Below are 26844 nucleotides of genomic sequence, written 5' to 3'. Positions count from 1 at the left end.
AGAAAATTAACTATCCTTTTTTACCTTTTGGCACGGATATTTACTATATTAACACGGATATTTACTTCTTCTTTTTCTTTAAAAATTCCCGCCACAGGCTACTGCTGAACCTCTTCCAAATGTTTCATCCGAAACTCTTTTGGCGTGCACTCATACTTTTCACGGAACACCTTAAAGAAAGTAACTTTGTTCGAGAATCCCGAATCGAATACAATTTCATCAATCGTCTTTTTAGTGGTCAGCAATAAATCTTTCGCTATGTGCAAACGACATTCCTTAATCAGATCGGTCGGGCTATCCTCTCCTATCTCTTCCATCTTCCGATAAAGACTCCGGGGACTGATTGCCAGCCGATCGGCGATATAACGTGGAGTCAAATCTTTGTTCGTTATATTATCATTGATAATCTTCAAAACCGACTGTAGGAACTTCTTCGACTCTTTATGCGTCAACTTCCCGTCCGACTTTTCAAAAGAACTGATCGGCGAACTGAAATAATTTTTCAACACCTCTTTCCGTTCTATCACCTGACAGACAGAGATACGAAGATACTCCGCACTAAACGGTTTTGTGATATACATTTCCGCACCAGCAGAAAGGGCTTCCATCTGTTGTTCCATCTCGTGTCGTCCGGAAACCACAATAATAGGAATATGCGCCGTCTCTTTCACCGATTTAATCCGCCTGGTCAGTTCAATGCCACCCATTCCCGGCATCATGACATCACAGATAATCACATTCGGATAAACCTCATTCATCACCTGATCCAGCCGTTCAGGATCTTGCAAGGTTACCACATTGAAGTCAGCCGAGAAGATTTCTCCAATAAACCATAGCATTTCGATTTCATCATCGACAACCAAAAGCGTAGGACGCATCTTATCAAACTCATACTGGGGAAGTTTCAGTATCGATTGAGTATCTATCTTAGGGATGTATTCCGCTGTGAGCCGCTTGGTTTCCACCACTCCGGTAGTCAGTTTCACGACCGGCAAGGTTAGTGTAAACATCACCCATCCGTCAGGAGTATTTTCCACTTTCAACGTACCATTCAGCAACTTTGCCATATTATAAGAGATGGCTAGCCCCAGTCCGTTCCGTGAAAAGTTCTTTTCATCCTGATTCTCGAAATTATCCAAAATGGCATACCGATTAAAAATATACTGAAAATCCTTTTCCTTGATGGTACTTCCTTCATTTGCTACACGAAGAGCCAGCATATTTTCCCGGCTCGTATCCACTTCAATCTTGATACTCTGTCCGTCGGGAGTATATTTAAAGGCATTAGAAATCAGATTAATAATGATCGTATTCAGGAATCCTTTGTCCGAGTTCCACATCACCTGCTCGGGTATCTTGCTCAAGAAAGTGATGTTTCTGGATTTAGCCATTTCTACAAACGTTTTGGCTATTCCTTTCACAATGGAAGACACATTCAATGATTCAACCCGCACTTCCCTGTTTCCCGTTTCAATCCGACGGAATTCGATCAACTCATGAATCAGGTTGTTGAGACGTTCCGCATTCGTCTGAATCATCTGTACGTAGTCCACGACAAATTTACTAAGTCCCTTCGATGAAAGGATTCGTCCGCAAGGACCATAAATCAAAGTCAGCGGAGTACAAAATTCATGTGCGATATTAGTAAAGAAACGAAGTTTGGACTCAAAGACATTCTTTTGATGGCGTTTCTCTATCTCGTTCAGCAATTCCTGCTTTTTACGTTTGGAGCGCAGGATAAAGGAACGTATCAGCAAGGCTGCCAGTAAAAGCAGACACAGGGCATAAATCAAATAAGCCCACCAGGAAGCATACCACGGATCACCTATACGAATCACCAGAGAATAGACATCACTCTCTTTATCAAAAACACTATTGTAATATTTCACCAGTAAGGTATATTCGCCGGGAGCCATATTCGTAAAAGAGACTCCGCTTTCCGAACCATTGTTTACCCATTGGTCACTCAATCCTTTTAGTTTATAGAAATAGGTACAGTTATTACCATTCAGATAATCCACAGAGGCAAATGAAACAGAAAAGAAATTCTGGTCATACTGCAAATTCAAGACTTCAGTTTCTTTTTTCCGGGTGAGAAATTCGCCCAGATTGTATTGTTCACCGAAGATAGACAGCTTATCAAAATAAACAGGAGGCATATAAAGCTGCTCCGGACGGCCATCCGCCCGGATAGCTACGACTCCATTGATTCCGCCAAAGAACAGAGTACCAGTCTGGGAATCCCGAAAAGCGGCTCCGTCACTAAACTCTACCACCTTTAAACCATCTCCAAAACCGTATGAACGAAAGACATTCCTTTTCGTATCGAAATTGATTAATCCAAGATTGGTGCTCAACCAGAAGTCGTCGGACGAGTTTCTAAGAATTGCATGAATGGTATTATTCAGGAAACCATTCTTGGCATTGAAGAGCTGATAAGAGGTTTCCGATGTGTACTTTATCAATCCGTAGCTCGTTCCGAAAAGATAGTTATTGCTGCTGTCTTTACTGATAGCGAGAATATTATTCAGGGTCATGTTTTCGTATTTGTGAGTAGACACCGGTTCCAGGCCATTCGTCGTTTCGTTATAGCGGAATACCCCATATCCTTTATTGCCAAACAACAGGTTGGCTTCATTCTCCGCATAAATAGTAAAGAAATAGTTCGATCCCAGTTCGCCGTCATTGATGATGTAACGTTGCGCATCCACAATCACCGGATTGTCCGGTGTTCCGGCAATACGAGCTTTCACCACTCCCATGCCAACACTCGCCAGCCACAGTTCGGAATCTGCTGTTTCATAAATGTCATGGATGTATTTGAAATCTTCGTTACCGATCCGTATTGGTATACTCTTGATACGTTTTTCCCGATATGAATAATAAGTTAATCCTTCTTCGTCTCCTATCCAAAGCAAATTCCGGTGGCTCTTGGCAAAACAATAAACGGCATTACTACTCAAAGCACTATTAGAGGTAGTCAACACCTCCGCCCGACAGTCGGAGATGTTTTTATCGAATTCGTAATCATAGATTTTAAGAATTCCGTTTCCTTTGGTTCCCACCCAGAAAGTACGTTCATCATCAAGATAGATGGCACGCACGGGGCGTTCTATTTTCTCGGTATAATTGCTAAGCACCATTGATTTGATAGAATAAAGCGGGTTCGAATAAAGATAAACACCCTGCCCGTCGGTACCAATCCAAACAACATCCTGAAAACGGTCTTTCTTGAGACAGAATACACCGCTGTTGATAGGTAACGACTGAATTTGATAATGATTCGTCTCCTTCTGTTTCTCCAACAGCAGAATACCATCCATCAAAAAGCCCACAAAATAGCTGTTATGATAATGAACGATGGAAGAAATTTTACCACGTTCCTGTATTTCTTTACCTAGATTGGCAATAAACTCATTCTTCTGGGTCGGAATATGGAAAGCATAGAAATTAAATTCCTTGTCTATGTAATAAAGAGATTGCTCGTCATTGAAACAATAAATCAAGGAAGTCTGATAAATCAGGTTCGTTTTCTGGGGTAACAGGGTGATATCTCCCGATGCGGCTTCCTGCTGTATATCATAACAGCGGTTATATCCTTTCATGACTACCCACATCCGGTTGTTACCGTCGATAAAGAAGTTTACGATATCGGAAATCGGGATTCCCGTGATATTGATTTTCTTGAAGACTCCTTCTTTTTTATGATAATAATAAATGCAGTTACTATCCTGGATAATGAACAGATTACCATGACTATCCTTATTCATAAAGAAGAGTTTCTGAAATTCATTATAGTGAGTGATTGTATTGGTTTTCCGGTTCAAACGGTTCAGCCCATAGTAGGTTTGAATCCAGTAAATATCTTCACCCGTATACACAATATTGTCAATCAGATTACCAGATAAGTAATCCTCCTTGTCACGAGTCTTAAATTCCTCAATCTCCTGTCCATCATAAATATTCAGTCCGTCGCAGGTCCCGATCCACATCAATCCACGCTCATCCTGGCACAGAGATGTAATCGAACTATTAGACATATACTCTTTATCTGCAACTTGCTTCAAATTATAAGCATAAGCATTATGTATCAACAGATTAAGAAAAAAGAATAGAATAAAAACCGACTGTTTTCCCATAGTGTATTATTCTTAGATTTGCTATATGACAAAGGTAAACAAAAAAACATTCCGAGCTTTTTTTTGGCCGGAATATAAGTAAAGCTCCGTGCCAGAGTAGTTAATTTCAGCGACAAGAGGCGATTTAGCCCCTCTATTACTAGAAGCACATTCCTTTTCTCCCTATTTTCGTCGTAGAAATTATTTTCAAATCTATAAATTCATTTGTTCATGAAAACACATTTTTCATTTAAACACTTGCTATTTCTTGGAGGTGCCGTGTTGTACAGCCTGCAATCTTCTGCCGTTAAGAATCCGGTAGATTATGTCAGCACACTGGTAGGCACTCAATCCAAGTTTGAACTGTCTACCGGAAACACGTATCCGGCTACGGCATTGCCGTGGGGAATGAATTTCTGGACACCGCAGACCGGTAAAATGGGAGACGGTTGGGCGTACACGTATGATGCCGACAAAATCCGGGGATTCAAACAAACACATCAGCCCAGTCCCTGGATGAACGACTACGGGCAGTTTGCCATCATGCCTATCACAGGCGGACTGGTATTCGATCAAGACCGACGTGCCAGTTGGTTCTCTCACAAAGCGGAAGTTGCCAAACCTTATTATTATAAGGTATACCTCGCCGACCATGATGTAACAACCGAGCTTGCTCCTACGGAGCGTGCCGTCATGTTCCGTTTCACGTATCCGGAGACAAAGAATGCCTACGTGATTGTAGACGCTTTCGACAAAGGTTCTTATGTGAAAGTGATTCCGGAAGAAAACAAGATTATCGGCTATTCAACCAAGAATAGCGGCGGTGTGCCGGAAAACTTCAAAAACTATTTCGTGATTCAATTCGACAAACCATTCACATTCGTTTCCACAGTTTTCGAAAACAACATTCTTCCGAATGAAACAGAAGCAAAAGGAAACCACACAGGGGCCGTGATCGGATTCGCCACAAAAAAGGGAGAAATCGTACACGCACGTGTTGCTTCCTCCTTTATCAGCCCCGAACAGGCGGAGTTGAATCTCAAAGAGCTTGGCAAAAACAGTTTCGACCAACTAGTAGCGAACGGAAGAGAGATCTGGAACCGTGAAATGAGTAAAATAGAGATAGAAGACGATAATATCGATAATTTACGTACCTTCTATTCCTGTTTATACCGTTCCATGCTTTTTCCACGCAGTTTCTACGAGATAGATGCTAAGGGACAAGTCATGCATTACAGCCCCTACAACGGCGAAGTGCGTCCCGGTTATATGTTTACCGACACCGGATTCTGGGACACGTTCCGCTGCCTGTTCCCTTTCCTCAACCTGATGTATCCGTCAATGAATCAAAAGATGCAGGAGGGACTAGTAAATACTTACAAGGAAAGCGGTTTCCTGCCGGAATGGGCCAGCCCGGGACATCGGGATTGTATGGTAGGCAACAACTCGGCTTCCGTAGTGGCCGACGCTTACATCAAAGGATTGCGAGGATATGATATCGAAACTCTTTGGGAAGCATTGAAGCATGGAGCAAATGCACATCTTCGCGGGACTGCTTCGGGGCGTCTCGGTTACGAGTCTTACAACCAACTGGGATATGTTGCCAACAATATCGGCATAGGACAAAACGTTGCACGTACACTGGAGTATGCATATAACGACTGGGCAATTTATACATTAGGCAAGAAACTCGGTAAACCGGAGAGCGAAATCGACATTTATAAGAAACACGCGCTGAACTACAAAAATGTCTATCATCCGGAACGCAAACTGATGGTTGGCAAAGACAACAAAGGCGTATTCAATCCGAATTTCGATGCAGTGGACTGGAGCGGTGAATTTTGCGAAGGGAATAGCTGGCACTGGAGCTTCTGCGTATTCCACGACCCGCAAGGACTTATCAACCTGATGGGAGGCAAGAAAGAATTCAACGCGATGATGGATTCCGTCTTTGTCATCCCGGGTAAACTGGGAATGGAAAGCCGCGGCATGATTCACGAAATGCGTGAAATGCAAGTAATGAACATGGGGCAATATGCGCACGGCAACCAGCCTATTCAGCACATGGTATATCTCTACAACTATTCGAGCGAGCCCTGGAAAGCCCAATACTGGATACGTGAGATTATGAACAAGCTATATACCGCCGGTCCCGACGGTTATTGCGGTGACGAAGACAACGGACAGACTTCCGCCTGGTATGTATTCTCCGCACTCGGTTTCTATCCGGTTTGCCCGGGAACGGATGAATATATCATAGGAACCCCGCTTTTCAAATCAGCGAAGTTACATCTGGAGAACGGAAAGACCATCACAATCAAGGCAGATAACAACCAGCTTGACAACCGCTACATCAAGGAAATGAAAGTAAACGGGAAATCACAAACCCGTAATTTCCTTACACATGACCAGCTGATTAAAGGTGCTAATATTCAATTTCAAATGAGCCCCGTACCCAATAAACAACGGGGAACCACAGAAAAAGATGTACCTTACTCTCTTTCGTTTGAATAAAATATTGTACTTTTGGAGATCAATGAATTATCTACCAAACAAACTATAAAAACATGAAACTGAAAAACCTTTTACTAATTGCCCTTGTTGCGATCGTCTTTTGCGGTTGTCAAAGTAACTATCAGCCTACTTCTATCACCGTTGCCTCCTACAATTTGAGAAACGCCAACGGTGGCGATTCAATCAACGGAAACGGTTGGGGACAACGTTATCCGGTCATTGCCCAAATAGTGCAATACCACGATTTCGATATTTTCGGCACGCAGGAGTGCTTTATTCATCAACTGAAAGATATGAAAGAAGCATTACCCGGTTATGATTATATCGGTGTAGGTCGCGACGACGGCAAAGAGAAAGGTGAACATTCTGCTATTTTCTATCGCACAGACAAGTTTGACGTGATAGAGAAAGGTGATTTTTGGTTGTCGGAAACTCCCGACGTGCCGAGCAAAGGATGGGATGCCGTGTTGCCGCGTATTTGCAGTTGGGGACACTTCAAATGCAAAGATACCGGCTTCGAATTCCTTTTCTTCAACCTGCACATGGACCATATCGGCAAGAAAGCACGCGTGGAAAGTGCGTTCCTCGTACAGGACAAGATGAAAGAACTTGGCAAAGGCAAAGAGCTTCCGGCTATCCTGACGGGAGACTTCAATGTCGACCAGACCCACCAGTCTTATGATGCTTTTGTGAGCAAAGGGGTGTTGTGCGACTCTTACGAGAAGGCCGGCTTCCGCTATGCTATCAACGGCACGTTCAACAACTTCGACCCGAACAGCTTTACGGAAAGCCGTATCGACCATATATTCGTTTCTCCGTCTTTCCAAGTGAAAAGATATGGTGTGCTGACTGATACTTACCGCAGCATCGTAGGCAAGGGAGAAAAGAAGCAGGCGAACGATTGCCCGGAAGAAATCGACATCAAGACTTATCAGGCGCGCACTCCTTCAGACCATTTCCCCGTAAAGGTGGAACTGGAGTTCGACCAGCGTCAGCAGAAATAATCTTTGTATCTAGTTATAACCTGAAAGTTTCACCACACAACCCGATATTCCTATGAGAAATATATGTTTTGTAGCCTGTATGTTATTTTGCCTTACCTCCGCAGTGGGAAAGACACCGGGAAATACCCGTTATCTTTCTATTGCCGACTCGATTCTATCTAATGTATTGAATCTCTATCAGACGAATGACGGACTACTAACAGAAACGTATCCTGTCAATCCCGACCAAAAAATTACTTATCTGGCGGGCGGAACGCAGCAGAACGGAACGCTGAAGGCTTCTTTTCTATGGCCGTATTCCGGGATGATGTCGGGTTGTGTGGCTTTATACAAAGCGACCGGAAACAAGAAGTACAAAAAGATTCTCGAGAAAAGAATTCTACCGGGAATGGAGCAGTATTGGGATAACAGTCGCTTGCCGGCCTGTTATCAGTCATACCCCACCAAGTACGGGCAGCACGGACGTTATTATGACGATAACATCTGGATTGCACTGGATTACTGCGATTATTACCAACTGACTCACAAGCCTGCATCTTTGGAAAAAGCCGTTGCATTGTATCAATATATCTACAGTGGATGGAGCGATGAGATAGGCGGTGGCATCTTTTGGTGTGAACAGCAGAAGGAAGCGAAGCATACTTGTTCCAATGCACCGTCTACTGTGCTCGGTGTCAAGTTGTACCGGCTGACGAAGGATGCCAAATACCTCGAAAAAGCAAAAGAGACGTATGCCTGGACGAAAAAGCATCTGTGCGACCCTACCGACCATCTTTACTGGGATAACATCAACCTGAAAGGGAAAGTTTCCAAAGAGAAGTACGCCTACAACAGTGGACAGATGATTCAGGCGGGTGTATTGCTCTATGAGGAAACGGGAGATGAGCAGTATTTGCACGATGCACAGCAAACAGCCGCAGGAACAGATGCCTTTTTCCGCACAAAAGCCGACAAGAAAGACCCGACTGTCAAAGTGCATAAAGACATGGCCTGGTTTAACGTGATCTTATTCAGAGGACTGAAAGCTCTGTATAAGATTGACAAGAATCCGGCGTATGTCAATGCGATGGTGGAAAATGCGCTTCACGCCTGGGAAAACTACCGGGATGAAAACGGATTATTAGGCAGGGATTGGTCGGGACACAACAAGGAACAGTATAAATGGCTGCTCGACAATGCCTGTCTTATTGAATTCTTTGCAGAGATTTAACACTTCTTCTCCGCAACACTTTCATAATCAATACTAATCAACAAAAAAAGACTATTACCATGAATATAACTAAAGCCTTTTGTTTGTCCATAGCACTCTTGGGCGCTAGCAATATGCAGGCTATAACGAACAGTGATTTTGTCATCCAACAAGATAATACCAAAATCAACAACTATCAGACGAACCGTCCGGAAACATCGAAACGTCTGTTTGTCTCACAAGCTGTGGAACAACAGATTGCGCATATCAAGCAACTGCTGACGAATGCCCGCTTAGCATGGATGTTCGAAAACTGTTTCCCGAACACACTGGATACTACTGTTCATTTTGACGGTAAAGACGATACGTTTGTTTATACAGGTGACATCCACGCCATGTGGTTGCGCGATTCGGGTGCACAAGTATGGCCTTACGTGCAACTCGCCAACAAAGACGCAGAACTGAAAAAAATGCTCGCCGGCGTTATCAAACGTCAGTTCAAGTGTATCAATATCGACCCGTATGCCAATGCTTTCAACATGAATTCCGAAGGCGGCGAATGGATGAGCGACCTTACGGACATGAAGCCCGAACTGCACGAACGCAAATGGGAAATCGACTCGCTCTGTTATCCTATCCGTCTCGCTTATCATTACTGGAAGACGACGGGAGATGCCAGTATATTCTCCGACGAATGGCTTACAGCCATCGCCAAGGTTCTGAAAACGTTTAAGGAACAGCAACGAAAAGAAGATCCGAAAGGTCCTTATCGTTTCCAACGTAAAACGGAACGTGCACTCGATACGATGACCAACGACGGCTGGGGTAATCCTGTAAAGCCGGTCGGACTGATTGCTTCTGCTTTCCGTCCTTCGGATGATGCTACAACTTTCCAGTTCCTCGTTCCATCCAACTTCTTTGCTGTAACTTCATTGCGCAAAGCTGCCGAAATTCTGAATACAGTCAACAAGAAACCTGATTTAGCTAAAGAATGTACTACACTGTCGAACGAAGTGGAAGCAGCCCTGAAAAAATATGCGGTTTACAATCATCCGAAATATGGCAAAATCTATGCTTTCGAAGTGGATGGTTTCGGCAACCAACTGTTAATGGATGATGCCAATGTGCCGAGTCTCATTGCCCTGCCTTATCTTGGAGATGTGAAAGTGAACGATCCTATTTATCAGAATACCCGTAAGTTTGTATGGAGCGAAGATAATCCTTACTTCTTCAAAGGTACTGCCGGTGAAGGAATTGGCGGTCCGCACATCGGATATGATATGATTTGGCCCATGAGTATTATGATGAAAGCATTCACCAGTCAAAACGACGCAGAAATCAAGACCTGTATCAAAATGCTGATGGATACGGATGCCGGAACAGGGTTCATGCATGAATCTTTCCACAAGAACGACCCGAAAAACTTTACTCGTTCCTGGTTTGCATGGCAAAATACGCTGTTCGGAGAACTAATCCTAAAACTCGTGAATGAAGGAAAGGTAGACTTGCTGAATAGTATCCAATAGTCTTCTATTATGTTTTTATTGTATTCCCGCTTATGAGATAACTGTTTCTAACCTTGAAGCCTACGCTTCCAAAGTAGTTTCAAGGTTGAAGAACTTTAGTTTCAGGCCTTTGAAACCATAGTTTCAAGTAAGTGAAACTAGAGTTTCTCACCGATGAAACTAAAGTTTCCCACTGACGAAACAGAAGTTTCAAGCAATAGAACTTTTAGTTTCAAGTACTGAAACTCTCTCTTCTGTAATAGTCTGATAATCCTTGAATACCGCTCCGGATAGAGAAATAAGTACCCACATAGCAGAGAAACAATAAAATCCTTGCTTTCAACAAAGTGACAGCAAAGTTGTCGTCACCTTGCCGTCACATCATGCTGTCACACTGCAGTATATTTATAATCAATCATTTATGCCCAATCAGGTGACAGATGACAGCATTTTATTTATTTTCCAATTTATATGTAGGGAGTATATGACTCCTAAAAAATAAATGACCCATATAATATGAACAATATGAAATCAACTTTTTTATTCCTACTTACTACAACCATGATGACCTGTACTGCCTACGGACAGTCTTCCAATCATAAAGAGAACAAATTACCCGATTGGGCTTTCGGTGGTTTTGAACGTCCAAAGAATGTCAATCCGGTAATATCTCCTATAGAAAACACCAAGTTTTACTGTCCATTGACCAAAGATTCTATTGCGTGGGAATCGAACGATACATTCAATCCGGCTGCTACACTCTACAATGGTGAGATTGTCGTGTTATACCGTGCAGAGGATAAATCAGGTGTCGGTATCGGACACCGGACTTCCCGCCTCGGTTATGCCACTTCTACCGACGGCACACATTTCCAACGGGAAAAGACTCCTGTATTCTATCCGGATAATGATTCACAAAAAGAGTTGGAATGGCCCGGCGGCTGCGAAGACCCACGAATTGCCGTAACCGATGACGGATTATATGTAATGATGTACACCCAATGGAATCGCCATGTACCTCGCCTGGCAGTAGCGACCTCCCGCAACCTAAAAGACTGGACAAAACACGGTCCTGCTTTTGCCAAAGCATTTGATGGAAAGTTCTTCAACCTGGGTTGTAAGTCCGGCTCTATCCTGACCGAAGTTGTTAAAGGGAAGCAGGTTATCAAGAAAATCAACGGGAAATACTTTATGTACTGGGGAGAAGAGCATGTATTCGCAGCTACTTCCGATGACTTAATCCACTGGACACCGATTGTCAACATTGATGGCTCCCTAAAAAAGCTGTTTTCTCCCCGTGACGGCTACTTCGACAGCCATCTCACCGAATGTGGGCCTCCGGCTATCTACACTCCGAAAGGAATTGTCCTTCTTTATAATGGTAAGAACCATTCAGGAAGAGGTGACAAACGCTATACCGCCAATGTCTATGCTGCCGGACAAGCACTCTTCGACGCCAATGATCCTACCCGCTTTATCACCCGTCTCGACGAACCGTTCTTCCGCCCGATGGATAGCTTTGAAAAGAGTGGGCAATATGTAGGGATATTCCTAAAATAATAAAATTTAAGGCAACTAATTCATTGCGAGTTAGTTGCCTTTTTTGTATCTTTAAGCATTCCCCCCCAAAAACGGTTTGACGGCCAAAACGGGGGGAATTAAAAATAAAAACACATGGTAAAGATACAAAAAATCTCAGAAATCGAACCTTGTTTAGGTTTTACCGAGTTCGATATGCTTAAAAAATATCGTCAAAGTTTTGCAACGAGTGAATTAGGTCGACTCCATTCTCTGTTCCCTTTCTCGGAACTGGCCCGACAAATGCATTTGAAGTCCTCTCCTTTGGGGCGTAAAAGTTATTTTTCTCCCGAAGGTAAAATAGCCTTGATGGTCTTGAAGTCCTATACCAACTTTTCCGATGCACAACTGATTGAGCATTTAAACGGTAATATTCATTACCAGTTATTTTGTGGTATTCAGATTGATCCGCTTCATCCACTGACCAATCCTAAAATCGTCAGTGCAATTCGTCAGGAACTAGCGGATCGCCTTGATATTGAGTCCCTCCAGCTCATTCTTGCCGAGCATTGGAAACCTTATCTTGAGAACCTTCATGTCTGTATGACCGATGCCACCTGTTATGAAAGTCATCTGCGCTTTCCTACTGATACCAAACTCTTATGGGAAGGTATTGTATGGCTTCATCGTCATCTGTGCAAACATTGCCAGACCTTGCACATACAACGTCCCCGTAACAAGTATCTTGATGTACGCCGTGCCTATCTTGCTTATAGCAAACTGCGTAAACGCAAGAAATCACAGACTCGTATGATTACACGAAGGTTACTTCAGTTATTGGAAAAGTTACTTGACCAGCTGGAGCAGCTTCATTCATCCTACAGGAACAGGCTTACACTATCCTCTGATTACCAAAGACGTTTCTCGGTCATACAGACAGTCCTTGAGCAAGGGAAAAATTTATTTGCAGGCAAAAAAGTGTCCAACCGTATCGTGAGTATCGACCGGCATTACCTTCGTCCCATTATCAGAGGCAAGGAAACCAAATCCGTTGAATTCGGAGCCAAAGTCAACAATATACAGATAGACGGAATCTCCTTTATAGAACATATCTCCTTTAAGGCTTTTAACGAAGGAGTACGTTTGAAAGACTGTATTCATCTGCAACAACAACTGACCGGGGTCAGGGTTAAGGCGCTTGCGGCGGATTCAATCTATGCCAATAATGCCAACCGGAAATTTTGTACAAAATATCATATAAGTACTTCCTTTAAGCGTAAGGGCAGAGCTGCCAAAGATGAGCCGCTTCGGAAAATCTTACGGTCGGAACTCAGCCGTGAAAGAGCTACCCGCCTGGAAGGAAGTTTTGGAACGCAGAAACAACATTACTCACTGGCCAGGATAAAAGCTAGAAACAGGAAAACGGAAGTACTTTGGATTTTCTTTGGGATACATACAGCCAATGCGGTATGTATGATAGAAAAGGTCGAAAAGAAAAAAAGAAAGGCAGCATAATCTGACTAAAATAACAGGAAAAACAGGAGAGGTTTTAACTTCCCCTAAAAAAGACATGTACATAATGCAAGGGTGGGAAGGAAAAAACAAGAATATGTAAACAATATTGTACAAAAAAGATAGAAGACTGGGAGAGTTGAACGAAAAAATCAAGAGAAAAGCTCACGTAAAGCAAAGCTTTTCTCTTGATTTTTTAGAAAGAGGAACATTTACTGAATATCCCTATGTAGATGGAACCGTATTTATCGAAGGAATGGTCTACTTCAAAAACAAATGGTATTTGTATTATGGTTGTGCTGACTCCAAAGTAGGAGTAGCCGTTTATGATCCGAAACGGCCGGCAAAGGCTGATCCGCTGCCATAGTTATAAAAATAGTCTTGATTACATTCTTTTTTAAAGGAAAGATGTAATCAGGACTAACTTATTTCTTAAAACTATATTCCCCAAAACGGCTGAAAACAGTAAGTTCTTGTTAAGGATTTGCTTTTCAGCCGTTTCTAGTATAAAATAAAGCTTTCCGAAGCAGAATTAAATGCTACAATCGGAAAGCCTTATAATACCTATTGAAAACTGAATTGAATATTGAGAACCAGCTTTATTCTTTCATTGTCGGAGGCTTCTTCCTCCTTTCAACAATTAGCTGTCTTTTATAAGTAAGCCATCTTTATCCATTTATCTTATTCAAAACAACCGGTCTGTTTGCCGGAGCCTTACCAAAATTCTTATTAGGCTTTTTCCCCATTACAAACTTCAATGTGCTGCCATTTATTATATCCTGATAAGTGATATAACTCTTATCATAAGGCTTGCCATTCAAATACACTTTCTGGATATAGATATTTTCTTTGCTGTTATTGGGTGCTTCTACAGTAAAAGTGTTACCACCACGTACCTTCACTTCTACTTTCTTAAAACAAGGGCTACCGAAAACAAATACACCATCCGACGGGTTCACCTGATAGAGTCCCATAGATGAAAGAAGATACCAGGCAGACATTTGGCCACAATCCTCATTACCGATGATACCGTCCGGCTGGTCTGTGTAAAAATCGCTCATGATAAAACGAACCTTTTCCGCCGTTTTCCATTGTTCACCGGCATACGCATAAAGATAAGCAACATGATGGCTCGGTTCATTTCCATGTGCATATTGTCCGATCAATCCGGTTATGTCGCTCGATGCTCCTTCCCCCATACTGTCGGTATTGGTAAAGAAACCATCAAGCCTCGTTGTAAAAGGTTTGTCACCTCCAAACAAGGCAATCAGCCCATAGGGGTCTTGTGGAGCAAAGAAAGTATATTGCCATCCGTTTCCTTCACAGAAATCTCCAACAGTATGGATGGAACGTGCCGGATCGTAAGGAGTACGCCAAGAGCCGTCTTCCAGTTTCGGACGAATGAAATGGATAGAAGAATCAAAATAGTTCTTGTAATAATGAGCACGTTTTGAGAATGTTTCAGCATCTTCTGTCTTTCCCATCTTACGTGCCATAGCGGCAATTCCCCAGTCGTCCACTGCATACTCCATGGCTATGGAAGTAGCTTCATGAACTTTGTCGGCAGGGATATAGCCTTTTTTGACTACATAAGGTACTCCTTTCTGCTTTTCATAAGTAGCTGTAGCTATCATTGCTTGCAATGCTTCTTCCGCATCGAACCCGGTAAATCCTTTCAGATATGCATCGGCAATCACCGGCACGGAGCTATACCCCGGCATCTGATCGGTCTCTCCACTCATCAAAGGCCAGATAGGGAGTTTGTCCTGCTGACGATAGATGGAAATCATCGAATTGACTACATGGTCAACCATTTCAGGTTGAGTAATAGTCATCAAAGGATTTAATGCACGGTAGGTATCCCATAAAGAAAGAGTCGTATAGTTGGCTTTCTTCGGGTCTGTGTAAATCATGTCATTCATCCCTCTATACTCTCCATTCACATCGCAAAAAAGCGTAGGGGCAATCATAGTATGATAATGGGCGGTATAGAATACACGTTTGGAAGCCTCATCATCAGTCTCTACTGTCATCTTCTCCAGTTGCTTATTCCATCGGTCGGCACTCATATCCACCACCTTATCAAAATCCCAGTGAGTAAGTTCGGATTGCAGGTTCATCGCTGCGTTGTCACAGCTGACAGAAGAAAGGGCGACTTTTATCTTCACTTCCTTCACGTTACCAAAAGTGAGGACACTCTTCACCGATGCCACTTTCAGTTGGTCCCAAGGTTGCGGGTTATTATCATCATAGGCAGTAAACTGCTCTATCTTCTTATCACTTTTCAACACAAAATAAACTTTGCGGGAAGGACTCCAGCCTCTCACATAACGATAACCCTCTACTGTATAATCATCTACCTTACGGATATAGCTGTCGTAAGCATTCGATCCGTTTCCTTCACGTAAGTCGATTAATATGGAAGCCGGTTTTCCTTCAGGATAAGTATAACGATGGAAGCCTACACGATCTGTAGCTGTCAACTCGGCTTTGATATTGTAACGGTCGAGAAGCAAAGAGTAATATTCGGGACGGGCGATTTCATTCGCATGAGAATATCTGGAAGCATACCCATCACGTATATCATCCTGATTGCCTCTGGGAGTACGGATCTCATTCAATGGCATGATGAGAATATCACATAAGTCAGTACAGCCCGTACCGCTCAAATGGGTATGTGAAAAGCCAATTAAAATACTATCGGAATAATGATAACCCGAGCACCAGTCCCAACCTTTATGGATATTGGTAGGACCCAGCTGTACCATTCCATACGGAACACTCGTCCCAACAAAGACGTGTCCATGATAACCGGATCCGATATACGGATCGACGTACTGCAATAATCCTTCACTTTTTGAATAGTTCTGTTGCGCTACTCCATTTCCTGCTGCAAGCAAGACACAAGAAGTAAGTGCAAGTAGTTTAAATGCCTTCATTCGTATTTTTCTTTGGTATGATTGAAAATTATAGTTAGCGAATGATGCAAATATACTACCTATTTAGGAATTAACTAACTGTCGCTAGAGTTTACAAGAAAAATGGCAGGCAGGTTTACTCTTTTGGCAAGTTCCAACCACAGATTTACACGGTTTTCCACAGAAAAACTGCGTACCGTCTACTAAATAACATAATAAATGAATCTGTGGAAATCCGTGTTAATCTATGGCGAATCCTTTCCATAAATTCCCTTCGGGAAGAGGAGCTTCAAGCTCTATCAGTTCTTTTGAGACAGGATGTACGAACCGTACTCTCCGGGCATGCAGACAAATGCTCCCATCCGGATTGGAGCGTGGAGAGCCATATTTCAAATCTCCCTTGATAGGGCATCCCATTTTTGCCAGCTGACAACGAATCTGATGATGACGTCCGGTTTTTAAATCGACTTCGAGCAAATAGTAATTCTCCGAATGACCGATCAACCGGTAATGCAAGATCGCTTTCTTGCTGTTCGGCACTTCTTTGTCGTATGCATAACTTTTGTTCTGCTTTTCATTACGTACAAGAAAATGTACCAGTTCACCTTCCGGTTCTTGCGGAGCATTTTTCACAACCGCCCAATAAGTCTTTTTCACCTCACTGGTGCGAAACATTTCGTTGAGCCTTGTTAATGCCTTACTCGTTTTGGCAAAAATAACAAGACCGCTTACGGGGCGGTCCAGCCGATGTGTCACACCGAGGAAAACATTTCCGGGTTTCTGATACTTCTCTTTCAGATACTGTTTCACAGTCTCCGAAAGCGGCGTATCCCCCGTCTTGTCTGCCTGGACAATCTCGGAAGCGGTCTTGTTGACTACAATGATATGGTTGTCTTCGTATACAACAGTCATTCTGTTCGATTACATATTCATACCACCATCTACCTGAATCACCTGACCTGATACATAAGAAGACATATCAGAAGCCAGGAAGGTAGCGATGTTTGCCACATCTTCAGGAGTACCACCACGACGCAAAGGTATTTTCTTTGCCCATTCAGCTCTTACTTCGTCAGAAAGAGCAGCTGTCATGTCTGTCAGGATGAATCCCGGAGCGATAGCATTGGCACGGATGCCGCGAGAGCCCAACTCTTGTGCGATAGACTTAGCCAATGCAATCATACCTGCTTTGGAAGCAGCATAGTTAGCCTGTCCTGCATTTCCGTGAACACCTACAACAGAGGCCATATTGATAATGCTACCAGCTTTTTGACGCATCATGATAGGTGTACAAGCATGGATGAAGTTAAATGCAGACTTCAGGTTCACGTTGATTACCATATCCCATTGCTGTTCGCTCATGCGCATCATCAAACCGTCACGAGTGATACCGGCATTGTTTACCAATATATCGATCCGTCCGAAGTCCTTGTGGATTTCTTCAACGACCTTTGCAGTATCTTCAAAGTTAGCCGCGTTAGAAGCGTAACCTTTGGCTTTCACGCCCATTGCTTCCAATTCTTTAGCTGTATTTTCTGCATTTTCGTCAATGACAAGGTCAGTAAATGCGATGTTTGCACCTTCGGCAGCAAACTTAAGAGCGATAGCCTTACCAATACCGCGAGCAGCACCGGTCACAATGGCTGTTTTTCCGTCTAATAATCCCATACTAAAAGTTATTTAATTAAATTTCTGTTCTATGCAGTGCGCCAAACACAATGTTGGACACATATCTATTTCTCGTATCTTCATCCAGATGTGCACCTATATGGCCACGAATGTAAGGAACTTCAATTCCTTTCACACAATAATGTATCAAGTCGGCAGTCATCTCCACATCGTCAATATGGAAAACTCCTTTTGCCTGTCCCTCCAGAAGAACGGCTTTAAAGAGCTGGACTTCTTTTGCATCAAACTTCTTACGAACTTTTTCCACCCGCCATATATCACGGAAGAAATAAGCACGCAATGTTCCGTTTCGATAGACCACCTCTTTTACCGCGTCCAACCGGGTATATATCATCTCCAACAATTTCTCGTCCGGTGAGATATTTTTCTCGGCCACCCGCTTCATCATATCCGACAGAATATCCAATTCCGATTCCACAACAGCCAAATAAATTTCATCCTTACTTTTAAAATAAGTATAGAGCGTTCGTCTACCTTTTTTAGAAGCAAGAGCGATATCATTCATAGTTGTGTTTTCTACTCCCATCTTCGCAAAAAGCTGACGGGCTACATCTACTAATTTGGCTTTTGTCTTGGATACGGTCATAGGTTACAAATTGCACATTGCTGAATATTTTGAGCAAAAGTAATTCTTTTCTTTAGACCATACAAGAAAATAGAGAGAATATTAACATTTGTATATTAATAGGTGCTAAGAAAAAGTTTCATCATTATTTCATTCATTCTCAACCAAATAAGAAAAAAGTGATGATTTATTCGAAAAATATTCAGCGAATTATTTGTTTGTTTCAAAAAAAGCCGTACCTTTGCACCCGTTAAACATCGCGGAGTGGAGCAGTTGGTAGCTCGTTGGGCTCATAACCCAAAGGTCATTCGTTCGAGTCGGATCTCCGCAACTAAAGATAAGAAGAATCGCAGAAATGCGGTTCTTCTTTTTTATGACGACTCTTCTTTACTGGTTTTATTCACAACCTAACTTCAGTTATCAACAAGGATATCAACAAAGTTATTAACAGGTTAATTTACTTATAATAAGACAATTAACTATATATACTCCTTTTCTATCAACAAGGCAGTATTTAGTTATTCACCATACAAAAGCCGGCTGATCCCTCATGAATCAGCCGGCTTTTATGTTCCTCGAAAAAGGGTATTCTATTGATGTTTATAGAACTTCAGTACCTTTTTCGCATAACGTTTTCCTAATAACAGTTGTGCTTCCGTATTAAAATGAGGGTCCTTCTCATCTTTATACCATCCCAATCCTTTCGATGATACCCAATCAGAATGGGGAATAAATGAAGAAACTTTTTTAATCATCTGATTGAAGGGAACAGTACCCGCTTCTCTCTTCGTCCAGTTCCATTGAGAAATCTGTCCGACAACAACCGGTAGCTCCGGCATATTCAAATCCTCCCGCAAGTCTTTCACCAAAGAAATCAGTTTTTGTTTATACGCTTCCGGATTGGAACAATCGGCTTCTCCCTGATGCCAAAGGATCGCTTTCAAAACGCCTCCCTGTTTCATTGCAATCCGAATCCGGGAGAGGGCTTCTTCATAATATCCATCTTTACTGCCTTTTAGCCAAGAGTTGATAGAAGAACCACCACGCGCATTTACTACCAGTCCGAGAGGACGTTTCGTTTTCCGCGTCATTTCTTTGGCAAAACCATAAGCCGGTCCCAAGCGTTGCATCGACAGGTCTTTACGGACTGTCGAATAGCGATTGAGAGGATTTACTGCCGGTTCAAAATTCCCCTTATCATTCAATAGATATACATTTTGCAGCGTATCCATGACTTCCGGAGTCAATGTTGCACGCCCCGCCATGTTGGATTGACCGATGCATACATACAAATCAAATGTGGATGGAACACCTTCCTTTACATTTCCCGCAAAAGCAAACAGGGATTGCAGGAGGAAAAAAGACAGTAAATAAATAGACCTAAGCATACGAACTGTGTTTATGATTAATAGTTTCTATAAATACGGATAGCATTCAGAATAGGTTCTCCTTCTTTTTTATGAAAGTCGACACTCACTCCTTTTCCATCCTTTACTGTTATTACAAACTTTTTGATAACAGCACGGGCATATCCGTAATCACGGGCTACGTTGAAATCATCTGAAACGGTTGTTCCATTGATTGAAATACCAAAGCTGCGATTTCCGGCAAATGTTTGTTCCGAGTCAGCTCCCAAATTATAGACCAATGCTTCTCTTTCTTTGTCCGACTCCAACTCTGCCCAGTACAAATATACGGAATATTCTCCATTCGGTACATCAGCTTTAAAAGATTTTATTCCAACACGTTGGGTCTGGAAGATTGGATTCATGTCTGTTCCGTGAATATCGATATCCGAACCAAGCATGGTGCCGAATCCTGTTTGACGACGATAGGACGTTCCGCCGATAAATCCCCAGCTACCGGGCTTATATTCCTGTTCGGGAATCCATGCTACGTTTGCCGCACGGTCTTCAAAATATCTCGGAGAACCTAACATTACATTTAATTCCGTAAATGGTACAGCTTCGTCTTTCAACTGCGAGCCTACCAACTGGAACTGAATCCGAAGCATATCACGCAACTTGTTATCACCAGTCACAGCAACAGCTTCCAGCAGATTCTCTCCACCCACAAACGGTACATCAAACAAAGCATAATTATTTTCTATCTTTTTCTTTCCCAAGCTCTTGTTATTCACAAACAGCTCTACTTCTTCCGCATTAGAGAATACAGGGACAGATTGGATACATTCTTTCTGTGCCGTATTCACCACTCCCCCACGGCTTTTCCACTCCCGATTACCAATGACAAGTATCGGACGACGTGACAAGGCTGTCTTATAGAACCAATAGACATCTTTCTTCTCCCTGTTTAACCCAACAACGCCTTTATTGTTTACATGAGGAACAGCATCTACACGGGATTCGGAATAAAAATCATTCAGATTCCACAGACTGGAACCGGCTATAAACGGACGTTTCATCATTTCATTGAGGTAATGTTTATGATATACCAGTCCATATTCCTGCGAGAAGTCAAAACGTTCCGGCTGGTACGAATGAACTCTCGGATCCACTCCCGGTCCATATTCCGTTACCATCAGCACTTTTCCTTTGTATGCTTTATGGGCACGGTCGAGCAAACGCTGGAACTCATTGATATCCGGTTCATACCAACCTTGATACAAGTTCCATCCCTGAATCATCGGGATTTCGGTGAGATGAGCATCTTCGTAGTATTGAGGCATATTGTGATAAGCCATCATCGTATATCTTGAAGGATCTTCCTCACGGATAGTCGCCTCCAAGGCACGGGCTACTTTTTCCGTGAAACGATAGTAATCTTCCAACTGTTTGCCTTCGGTATAGGGACGACGCAGGAAAATCTCATTCATATACCCCCAAATCATTACGGAAGGACGGTTGAAGTCCTGACGTACCATCTCTTTCGCCATCTCAACAGAATTATGCAGGAACTCTTCGGTTTCTGTAACAGCATTAACGACGGGAATTTCAACCGAAGTCACAATGCCCAGTTTATCACACATTTCCATGATAACAGGATCTTGGGGATAGTGTGATACACGCAGGTAGTTTCCTCCCATCTCCTTCAATAGCAATACATCCTGTACGTGCAATTCGTCACGCAAAGCATTTCCTTTCTGAAAATAATCCTGATGGCGGGCAGTTCCGATCAGTTTGCGTCCTTTGCCATTCAGGAAAAAACCTTTTTCCGAATCAAACTTGAACCAGCGCAAACCTAACGGATTCACCACTTCATCCAGCAAAGTACCCTTTCTTTTATCAAGAATACGGGTATATACCATATAGCGATAAGGATCGTCTATATCCCACAGACGAGGAGAATCTATTTTTATCTTTTTGGAGATGTCCGTCTTCGTCTCGCCGGCTGCCAGCTTTACTTCTGCCTGCGTCTTTTTCACTTCCTTGCCATCCGCATCACAGATTATATTCTCCACCCTGATTTCCGTAGCCTGGGACATATCGTTTGTCAGTAGCGTAGTGATTTCTACCGAAGCAGCGGAGTTATTCACTTCGGGAGTACGGATATAAACTCCCGACGAAGCATAATCATTCGTTGCAATGTGCACCGGATTCATAAACTGCAAATAGACATCCCGGTAGATACCGCCAAAGAAAGTAAAATCGGCAGATAAGGGGGGAATATTCGGATTATAGACATTGTTTACATAAATGGCAAACAGGTTTTCCTGTCCATAACGCAAATGGGGAGTGATGTCAAAACAGAAGCGGGTATACCCTCCTTTGTGCTCCCCAACGAACTGCCCGTTCAGGTAGAATCGTACTTCCTGATTGGCTCCTTCAAAATAGATCACTGCCTGACGTCCCTCCTGGCTTTTGTCTATAAACAACTGTTTTCGATACCAGACCGGCCCCCGATAGAATCCCGGAGTTTCATCGTCTGCATCTTTATCATTCCAAGTATGAGGTATATTGACCGTCTCCCATGAAGAGTCGTCACAGCCAGTCAGTTGTGCTTCAAACGGAGATCCTTTTGTAAATTTCCACCCGTCGTTGATGGTGTATACCACGCGTTGCTGTGCCTGCGCCCATCCCACAATAAACAATAGAATAAAGATATAGAATAACTTCTTCATAATCTATGTATGCATCTAATTAAAACTTTATTTTTACCTCTCTGCCTGTGTAGACACACTCTTTACTCTCAAGAGCAGCACCGTCAGGCAGATATAACTTCACACGCATTTTTACTTGTTCCGGCATACCGGGATAACTTCCTTCACGCAGCCCGATCGTCAATGTCCGTTCCGAATCTTTCCATTGCATCGGTACTTTGGAACATACGCCGTCTTCATAGCGGTAGGAGTCGCCTTCGTCCTCATACCATAAGAAAGAAGCATCCGCTCCTCCGTAAATACGCAGTTCCAATTCACGGTCAGGGTATTCCATTGCATATTGCTTCACTTCTGCCAAAGGCAAGATAGAACCGGCTTTTACATACAGGGGAAGGATGTCGAGGGTGTTTGCTTGCATTTGTTCTCTTCCTCCTTCAAAGGCCTTTCCGGTCCAAAAATCGTACCAATATCCGCCGTTGTGTTCCGGCAGATAGACACTGATGTTCTTTTCTTCCGATTGCGGATGAAATACCGGGCGTACCAATAAAGAGGTGCCGAACATATAGGCGTTATCAATATCAAAAGTCCGGGTATCTGTGGTGAAATCCATTGCCAAGCCTCTCAACAGGGTATAGCTGTTGGCTGTGACTTGGTGGGACATCGAGTAAATGTAAGGCAACAGACGGTAACGCAGATGGATATATTTCACCTGATTATCATAGTAAGATGTTCCCTTTTCACCGAATTGCCAAACTTCACGCGGCACATTCGTGCCGTGAGCACGGAAGATAGGAGTAAATGCACTGAACTGGAACCAACGGGAATACAACTCTTTATAATCATTGCTTTTCAACCCATCAGAATATTTTGCATCACGTTCTGTGACAAAGAATCCTCCTGTATCGGAAGTCCAATACGGAATACCGGACATGGATAAGTTTAAACCGGCAACCAGTTGTTTATGCATATTTTCCCATGAAGCCGAGACATCACCCGACCATACTGCCGTACCATAATGCTGTTGTGAGGCAAAGGCGGAACGGGTTAAGATAAATATGCGCTTCTGATCGCTTTCGGCTCGAAGACGTTGATAGAAGTCCTTCAGCATCTCCAAAGAATAGGTATTCAGATAACGGTGGAAACTGCCCAGATAAGTATTTCCGGCTGATTTCGTCCTCTCTTCCTGCTTCAACTGTGTGAATCCGTCACGGAAAGAAGGCTCTGTCGCATCCATCCACCAGGCATCCACACCCATATCATAGAGTCCTTTCTTGAGATATTGCCAAAAGATATCCCGTGCGGCAGGATTATACGCATCAAAGACTTTATAACCTGCCCATGTAGGTTCGCTAAATAAGGCACCGATAGAATCGAGCGACTGATAAACAGCTGTTTCCGGTCCGAATCCGGGCCATACGGAAAGCATAAAGTGAACATGGTCCTGCTGATGCAATTCTTCAATGACTTGCCGGGGATGATCGAAGTGCGCCGGATGGAAAGTCAGACTGTTCCAATGGGGTTTATCTCCCCAATACTCCCAGTCCTGCACAATGTTATCCAACGGAATCCCCCGTTTACGATACTCCTTTACAACGGCTTTCAACTCATTGAACGATTTATAGCGTTCTTTAGACTGCCAGAAACCATATACCCACTTCCCGAACATCGGCACGTCTCCCGTCAATTCCCGATAACCGGCAACGACTTCGTCCATATTCTTGCCATATACAAAATAATAGTCGGAAGCATCGCCTACCTCGGAAGTAAATGAGTATCCTTCTTTCGTATCTTCAAACTTTGTTGAAGAATAATTATCCCACAAGATACCATATCCGTTAGTCGAGATAAGGAACGGATTGACAATATCCATATTAGCCTGTAACAGAAGTACGGATTTTCCACGATAGTTCATGATTCCGTTCTGATACTGCCCCAAACCGTAAATAGCCTCATCGTCAGTAGGAACAAAGCGTTGGGTTACTTCAAGGCATTGCTCACCTCCGGCAACCGAACGTTTGAAGTGCCGTGCCTTTTTAGCTTCTTTCTCTTTCAGTAACAGCTTTCCTGTCGATACTTCCTGAAAAGTGAAAGCCGCATCTTCTTTATCAAAAGCAACGGAAAGCTCACGGGTAGAAAAGATCAGTTGCTGCCCTGTATCTTTCCATTTATAATCTTTGAATGCCGATTTTTGCGAATCGACAACCAATCTTTTTGTTACCAGCGTATCACCTTCAGGAAAAGACAGAATCCGCACGCATCCCTCCGATATAAACTCAACCCTGTATTGAATACTGTCGGATACGAAAGCACATCCCCTGCCGTCTTCATGAACCGACGAGGAACACCCGAAACAAGATAATACGGATAAAACTAATAACCAATTTTTCAAACTCTTCATCAATACATTTATTTGACAGTGTAGATGGTATAACCCAATGACAAATTACGGACAACGACATTTCCTTTTAAATAGAACGTAGGCATATTGAATCCATTTACGATATTATCTTTATACAGTTCCACTTTTGCACTTTTCCATTCGCCTGTATTATCGGTACGTATCCGGGATACAATTTTAAACGGTTCTTTCGGTTCGCGCTGTGTGGACGAACGTATAAAAAGAGATTCATTTCCTTTGTCCAGGTATTCAAAATAGAGATACCCTACATAGTTATTCATTTGCAGTTTGGAAACCAATTCTTTGGGCAAAGAGATAGAAAGCGTTTCTTCGGCATTGTAACCACCTGATTTTCGCTTTCCCTGAATCTTCATGTCCGACTCACGCAAACGCATCATCTCAACCGCCAAAGCGGATTTGGCTGTCTTGACATCATTTTCTATTTGTGACAACAAACCTATCGCCACCGGATAACGTCCCTGGCTAATCAACAACGCTGCCTTATCGAGCGAACGTTGACAAGCAGATACGTCCATCTTCGTCTTTTCCAGGAAACGGGCTTCTTTTCGCAAACGGAAAAGCATTAAAGGTAAGGTTAAGCCACGCTCGTCCGCCTGTTCGCCTTTGAATTCTGCCGCATACTTTAAAGTGGTACGCAGTTCGCGGTCACCGTTTTCGATGGTAGGTTCTATTTCATGCCCTTCGGTATAGTCGCTCCACGAAGCGATAAACATCATGTCCAGACTGTCTTTCTCCGCCATACAGAACTTCCACATACTTTGGTAAGTTTCTCCATTATTGCGAGGGATATAATAGAAGTGTCCGCGTCCCCAGCCTGCACAACCCCGGTTATCCATTCCCGGCATGGCAAATCCCGACTTAATGGTATAAGCAGGATTATTACTATGCCAAATCGAGTCACGGAAAGGTTTCATAAACTCAATAACATCATCCTGCGTGGCATAATTATCCCATTCAGCATGTGCCTGATCTCTTGTACGGACACGGGCGGGAAGCCATGCGGTCGGTATTTCTCCCACTTTTTTCCAGGCATCCATATCATCACTGCGGGTGACAGGAATGTATTTATCGTTTTCCAGTTTTCCCCAATCCGCCCAACGACGTAAGGCAACGGGTTGCTTCATTCCTTGCGGAAACTTCACCTGTGATAATACTTTCTCGTATTCATCGACTTTTGCTCCGGGGCCGAAATGATAAAAAACAGGCATTCCCTTCACCATAGGAGCAGTCGGACCGGTAAAGACACTATCTACTAAATATTGGTAACATTTAGCCATATATTCGGTCTTTGCCTCACGGGTGTTAACTTCCGGATAAATCTTCGTAATCCAGTCATAATACAACCAACCGTCGCACCAGTTTACACCGATTTCAAAGTCATACTTCGCTGCCACTTTCTGCATTTCACGCAGCAAGATGTCATTTTCGTGAGGCTTGAATCCCCATTCGATAAAGAATCCGTCTATCTTGGCAGCTTTTGCCGACAATATCTGATATTCGATATAATCCGGATCGAGATTGGACTGCATTCCGACTTGGGGATAGGCCACTGCCGCTATCTCATGTCGCCCTTCACTGTCTATCAGGTCGGCATTATAACACAGGGATTTCCTTCCCGTACTTGATTTCTCCGTATTGGCATACATCTCCCAACGCCCCAACTTTCCGTCATGTTGCCGGGTATAACGCACACCGTGGAAGTCAGCATACACTTTCTTTCCGTTCTGCGCCAAGGCCGGTAATGCAATAGATGCCAATAAAAAAAGAAGAAGTTTCCTCATTGTTCCAAACTTAATTATTCAACTTATGTATTTTATTACCCTTCGACGATAC

General features: G+C 43.1%; 15 protein-coding genes, 1 tRNA gene and 1 pseudogene. 8 read left to right on the top strand and 9 right to left on the bottom strand.

The window, feature by feature from the left end; genetic code table 11:
* Positions 1–98: 98 nt before the first annotated feature.
* Positions 99–4139: a response regulator gene (locus KSX81_RS15425; protein WP_217725855.1), complete on the bottom strand. Its 4041-nt coding sequence runs from the start codon at positions 4137–4139 to the stop codon at positions 99–101.
* 210 nt (positions 4140–4349) lie between these two features.
* Here KSX81_RS15425 and KSX81_RS15420 point away from each other — a divergent pair, with 210 nt between their 5' ends.
* The 7 genes and pseudogenes from KSX81_RS15420 to KSX81_RS15390 all read left to right on the top strand — a co-directional run bounded on the left by KSX81_RS15420 (position 4350) and on the right by KSX81_RS15390 (position 13727).
* Complete coding sequence (locus KSX81_RS15420; RefSeq protein ID WP_004299912.1) at positions 4350–6632, top strand: GH92 family glycosyl hydrolase; 2283 nt, start codon at positions 4350–4352, stop codon at positions 6630–6632.
* A 53-nt stretch (positions 6633–6685) separates the two neighbouring features.
* Positions 6686–7636 (top strand): endonuclease/exonuclease/phosphatase family protein, encoded by a 951-nt coding sequence (locus tag KSX81_RS15415; RefSeq protein WP_004299911.1) that lies wholly within the window; start codon positions 6686–6688, stop codon positions 7634–7636.
* A gap of 52 nt (positions 7637–7688) precedes the next feature.
* Positions 7689–8846 (top strand): glycoside hydrolase family 76 protein, encoded by a 1158-nt coding sequence (locus tag KSX81_RS15410; protein WP_052587971.1) that lies wholly within the window; start codon positions 7689–7691, stop codon positions 8844–8846.
* A gap of 59 nt (positions 8847–8905) precedes the next feature.
* Positions 8906–10351, top strand: coding sequence for a glycoside hydrolase family 125 protein (locus KSX81_RS15405; protein WP_004299909.1), 1446 nt, complete (start codon positions 8906–8908; stop codon positions 10349–10351).
* A 495-nt stretch (positions 10352–10846) separates the two neighbouring features.
* Positions 10847–11872 (top strand): annotated as a pseudogene (locus KSX81_RS15400) (glycoside hydrolase family 130 protein); the annotation flags it as partial.
* A 132-nt stretch (positions 11873–12004) separates the two neighbouring features.
* Positions 12005–13363, top strand: a complete 1359-nt coding sequence (locus KSX81_RS15395; protein WP_217726205.1) for a transposase — start codon at positions 12005–12007, stop codon at positions 13361–13363.
* A gap of 136 nt (positions 13364–13499) precedes the next feature.
* Positions 13500–13727, top strand: coding sequence for a hypothetical protein (locus KSX81_RS15390; RefSeq protein ID WP_332058876.1), 228 nt, complete (start codon positions 13500–13502; stop codon positions 13725–13727).
* Between the two features lie 301 nt (positions 13728–14028).
* Here KSX81_RS15390 and KSX81_RS15385 read toward each other — a convergent pair whose 3' ends face one another.
* The 4 genes from KSX81_RS15385 to KSX81_RS15370 all read right to left on the bottom strand — a co-directional run bounded on the left by KSX81_RS15385 (position 14029) and on the right by KSX81_RS15370 (position 18553).
* Positions 14029–16299: a GH92 family glycosyl hydrolase gene (locus tag KSX81_RS15385; RefSeq protein WP_008997876.1), complete on the bottom strand. Its 2271-nt coding sequence runs from the start codon at positions 16297–16299 to the stop codon at positions 14029–14031.
* A 219-nt stretch (positions 16300–16518) separates the two neighbouring features.
* The gene (locus KSX81_RS15380; RefSeq protein WP_004304960.1) at positions 16519–17190 is read right to left on the bottom strand and encodes an RluA family pseudouridine synthase; all 672 of its coding nucleotides are present in this window, start codon (positions 17188–17190) and stop codon (positions 16519–16521) included.
* Positions 17191–17199: 9 nt separating this feature from the next.
* On the bottom strand, positions 17200–17946 hold the full coding sequence (fabG, locus tag KSX81_RS15375) for a 3-oxoacyl-[acyl-carrier-protein] reductase (RefSeq protein WP_004299904.1): 747 nt from the start codon (positions 17944–17946) through the stop codon (positions 17200–17202).
* A 16-nt stretch (positions 17947–17962) separates the two neighbouring features.
* Entirely contained in the window at positions 17963–18553 is a 591-nt protein-coding gene (locus KSX81_RS15370) for a TetR/AcrR family transcriptional regulator (protein ID WP_004299903.1), read from the bottom strand.
* Between the two features lie 237 nt (positions 18554–18790).
* On the opposite strand from KSX81_RS15370, the gene KSX81_RS15365 reads away from it, so the two are divergent.
* A tRNA-Met gene (locus tag KSX81_RS15365) sits at positions 18791–18863 on the top strand.
* 259 nt (positions 18864–19122) lie between these two features.
* On the opposite strand, the gene KSX81_RS15360 is transcribed toward KSX81_RS15365, so the two are convergent.
* The 4 genes from KSX81_RS15360 to KSX81_RS15345 are packed head-to-tail and all read right to left on the bottom strand — an operon-like array spanning position 19123 to position 26792.
* Positions 19123–19920: a sialate O-acetylesterase gene (locus tag KSX81_RS15360; protein WP_115483804.1), complete on the bottom strand. Its 798-nt coding sequence runs from the start codon at positions 19918–19920 to the stop codon at positions 19123–19125.
* Between the two features lie 17 nt (positions 19921–19937).
* The gene (locus KSX81_RS15355; RefSeq protein ID WP_115483803.1) at positions 19938–22613 is read right to left on the bottom strand and encodes a glycoside hydrolase family 2 TIM barrel-domain containing protein; all 2676 of its coding nucleotides are present in this window, start codon (positions 22611–22613) and stop codon (positions 19938–19940) included.
* Positions 22614–22632: 19 nt separating this feature from the next.
* The gene (locus KSX81_RS15350; RefSeq protein WP_115483802.1) at positions 22633–24990 is read right to left on the bottom strand and encodes a TIM-barrel domain-containing protein; all 2358 of its coding nucleotides are present in this window, start codon (positions 24988–24990) and stop codon (positions 22633–22635) included.
* 8 nt (positions 24991–24998) lie between these two features.
* Positions 24999–26792, bottom strand: a complete 1794-nt coding sequence (locus KSX81_RS15345; protein WP_217725407.1) for a glycoside hydrolase family 71/99-like protein — start codon at positions 26790–26792, stop codon at positions 24999–25001.
* Positions 26793–26844: the final 52 nt, after the last annotated feature.

Origin of the sequence: Bacteroides sp. MSK.18.37, from assembly GCF_019129155.2 — a bacterium.
In the GTDB taxonomy this organism is placed as follows: Bacteria; Bacteroidota; Bacteroidia; order Bacteroidales; family Bacteroidaceae; genus Bacteroides; species Bacteroides ovatus.
Note: the sequence above shows the minus strand (reverse complement) of the source record. Positions and strands in the feature narration are given on the sequence as shown.

Bases quoted from the DNA above. Each gene is read 5' to 3' on its own strand.
- KSX81_RS15425 (WP_217725855.1), bottom strand. From the start codon at position 4,139: ATGGGAAAACAGTCGGTTTTTATTCTATTCTTTTTTCTTAATCTGTTG.
- KSX81_RS15420 (WP_004299912.1), top strand. From the start codon at position 4,350: ATGAAAACACATTTTTCATTTAAACACTTGCTATTTCTTGGAGGTGCC.
- KSX81_RS15415 (WP_004299911.1), top strand. From the start codon at position 6,686: ATGAAACTGAAAAACCTTTTACTAATTGCCCTTGTTGCGATCGTCTTT.
- KSX81_RS15410 (WP_052587971.1), top strand. From the start codon at position 7,689: ATGAGAAATATATGTTTTGTAGCCTGTATGTTATTTTGCCTTACCTCC.
- KSX81_RS15405 (WP_004299909.1), top strand. From the start codon at position 8,906: ATGAATATAACTAAAGCCTTTTGTTTGTCCATAGCACTCTTGGGCGCT.
- KSX81_RS15395 (WP_217726205.1), top strand. From the start codon at position 12,005: ATGGTAAAGATACAAAAAATCTCAGAAATCGAACCTTGTTTAGGTTTT.
- KSX81_RS15385 (WP_008997876.1), bottom strand. From the start codon at position 16,299: ATGAAGGCATTTAAACTACTTGCACTTACTTCTTGTGTCTTGCTTGCA.
- KSX81_RS15380 (WP_004304960.1), bottom strand. From the start codon at position 17,190: ATGACTGTTGTATACGAAGACAACCATATCATTGTAGTCAACAAGACC.
- fabG (WP_004299904.1), bottom strand. From the start codon at position 17,946: ATGGGATTATTAGACGGAAAAACAGCCATTGTGACCGGTGCTGCTCGC.
- KSX81_RS15370 (WP_004299903.1), bottom strand. From the start codon at position 18,553: ATGACCGTATCCAAGACAAAAGCCAAATTAGTAGATGTAGCCCGTCAG.
- KSX81_RS15360 (WP_115483804.1), bottom strand. From the start codon at position 19,920: ATGCTTAGGTCTATTTATTTACTGTCTTTTTTCCTCCTGCAATCCCTG.
- KSX81_RS15355 (WP_115483803.1), bottom strand. From the start codon at position 22,613: ATGAAGAAGTTATTCTATATCTTTATTCTATTGTTTATTGTGGGATGG.
- KSX81_RS15350 (WP_115483802.1), bottom strand. From the start codon at position 24,990: ATGAAGAGTTTGAAAAATTGGTTATTAGTTTTATCCGTATTATCTTGT.
- KSX81_RS15345 (WP_217725407.1), bottom strand. From the start codon at position 26,792: ATGAGGAAACTTCTTCTTTTTTTATTGGCATCTATTGCATTACCGGCC.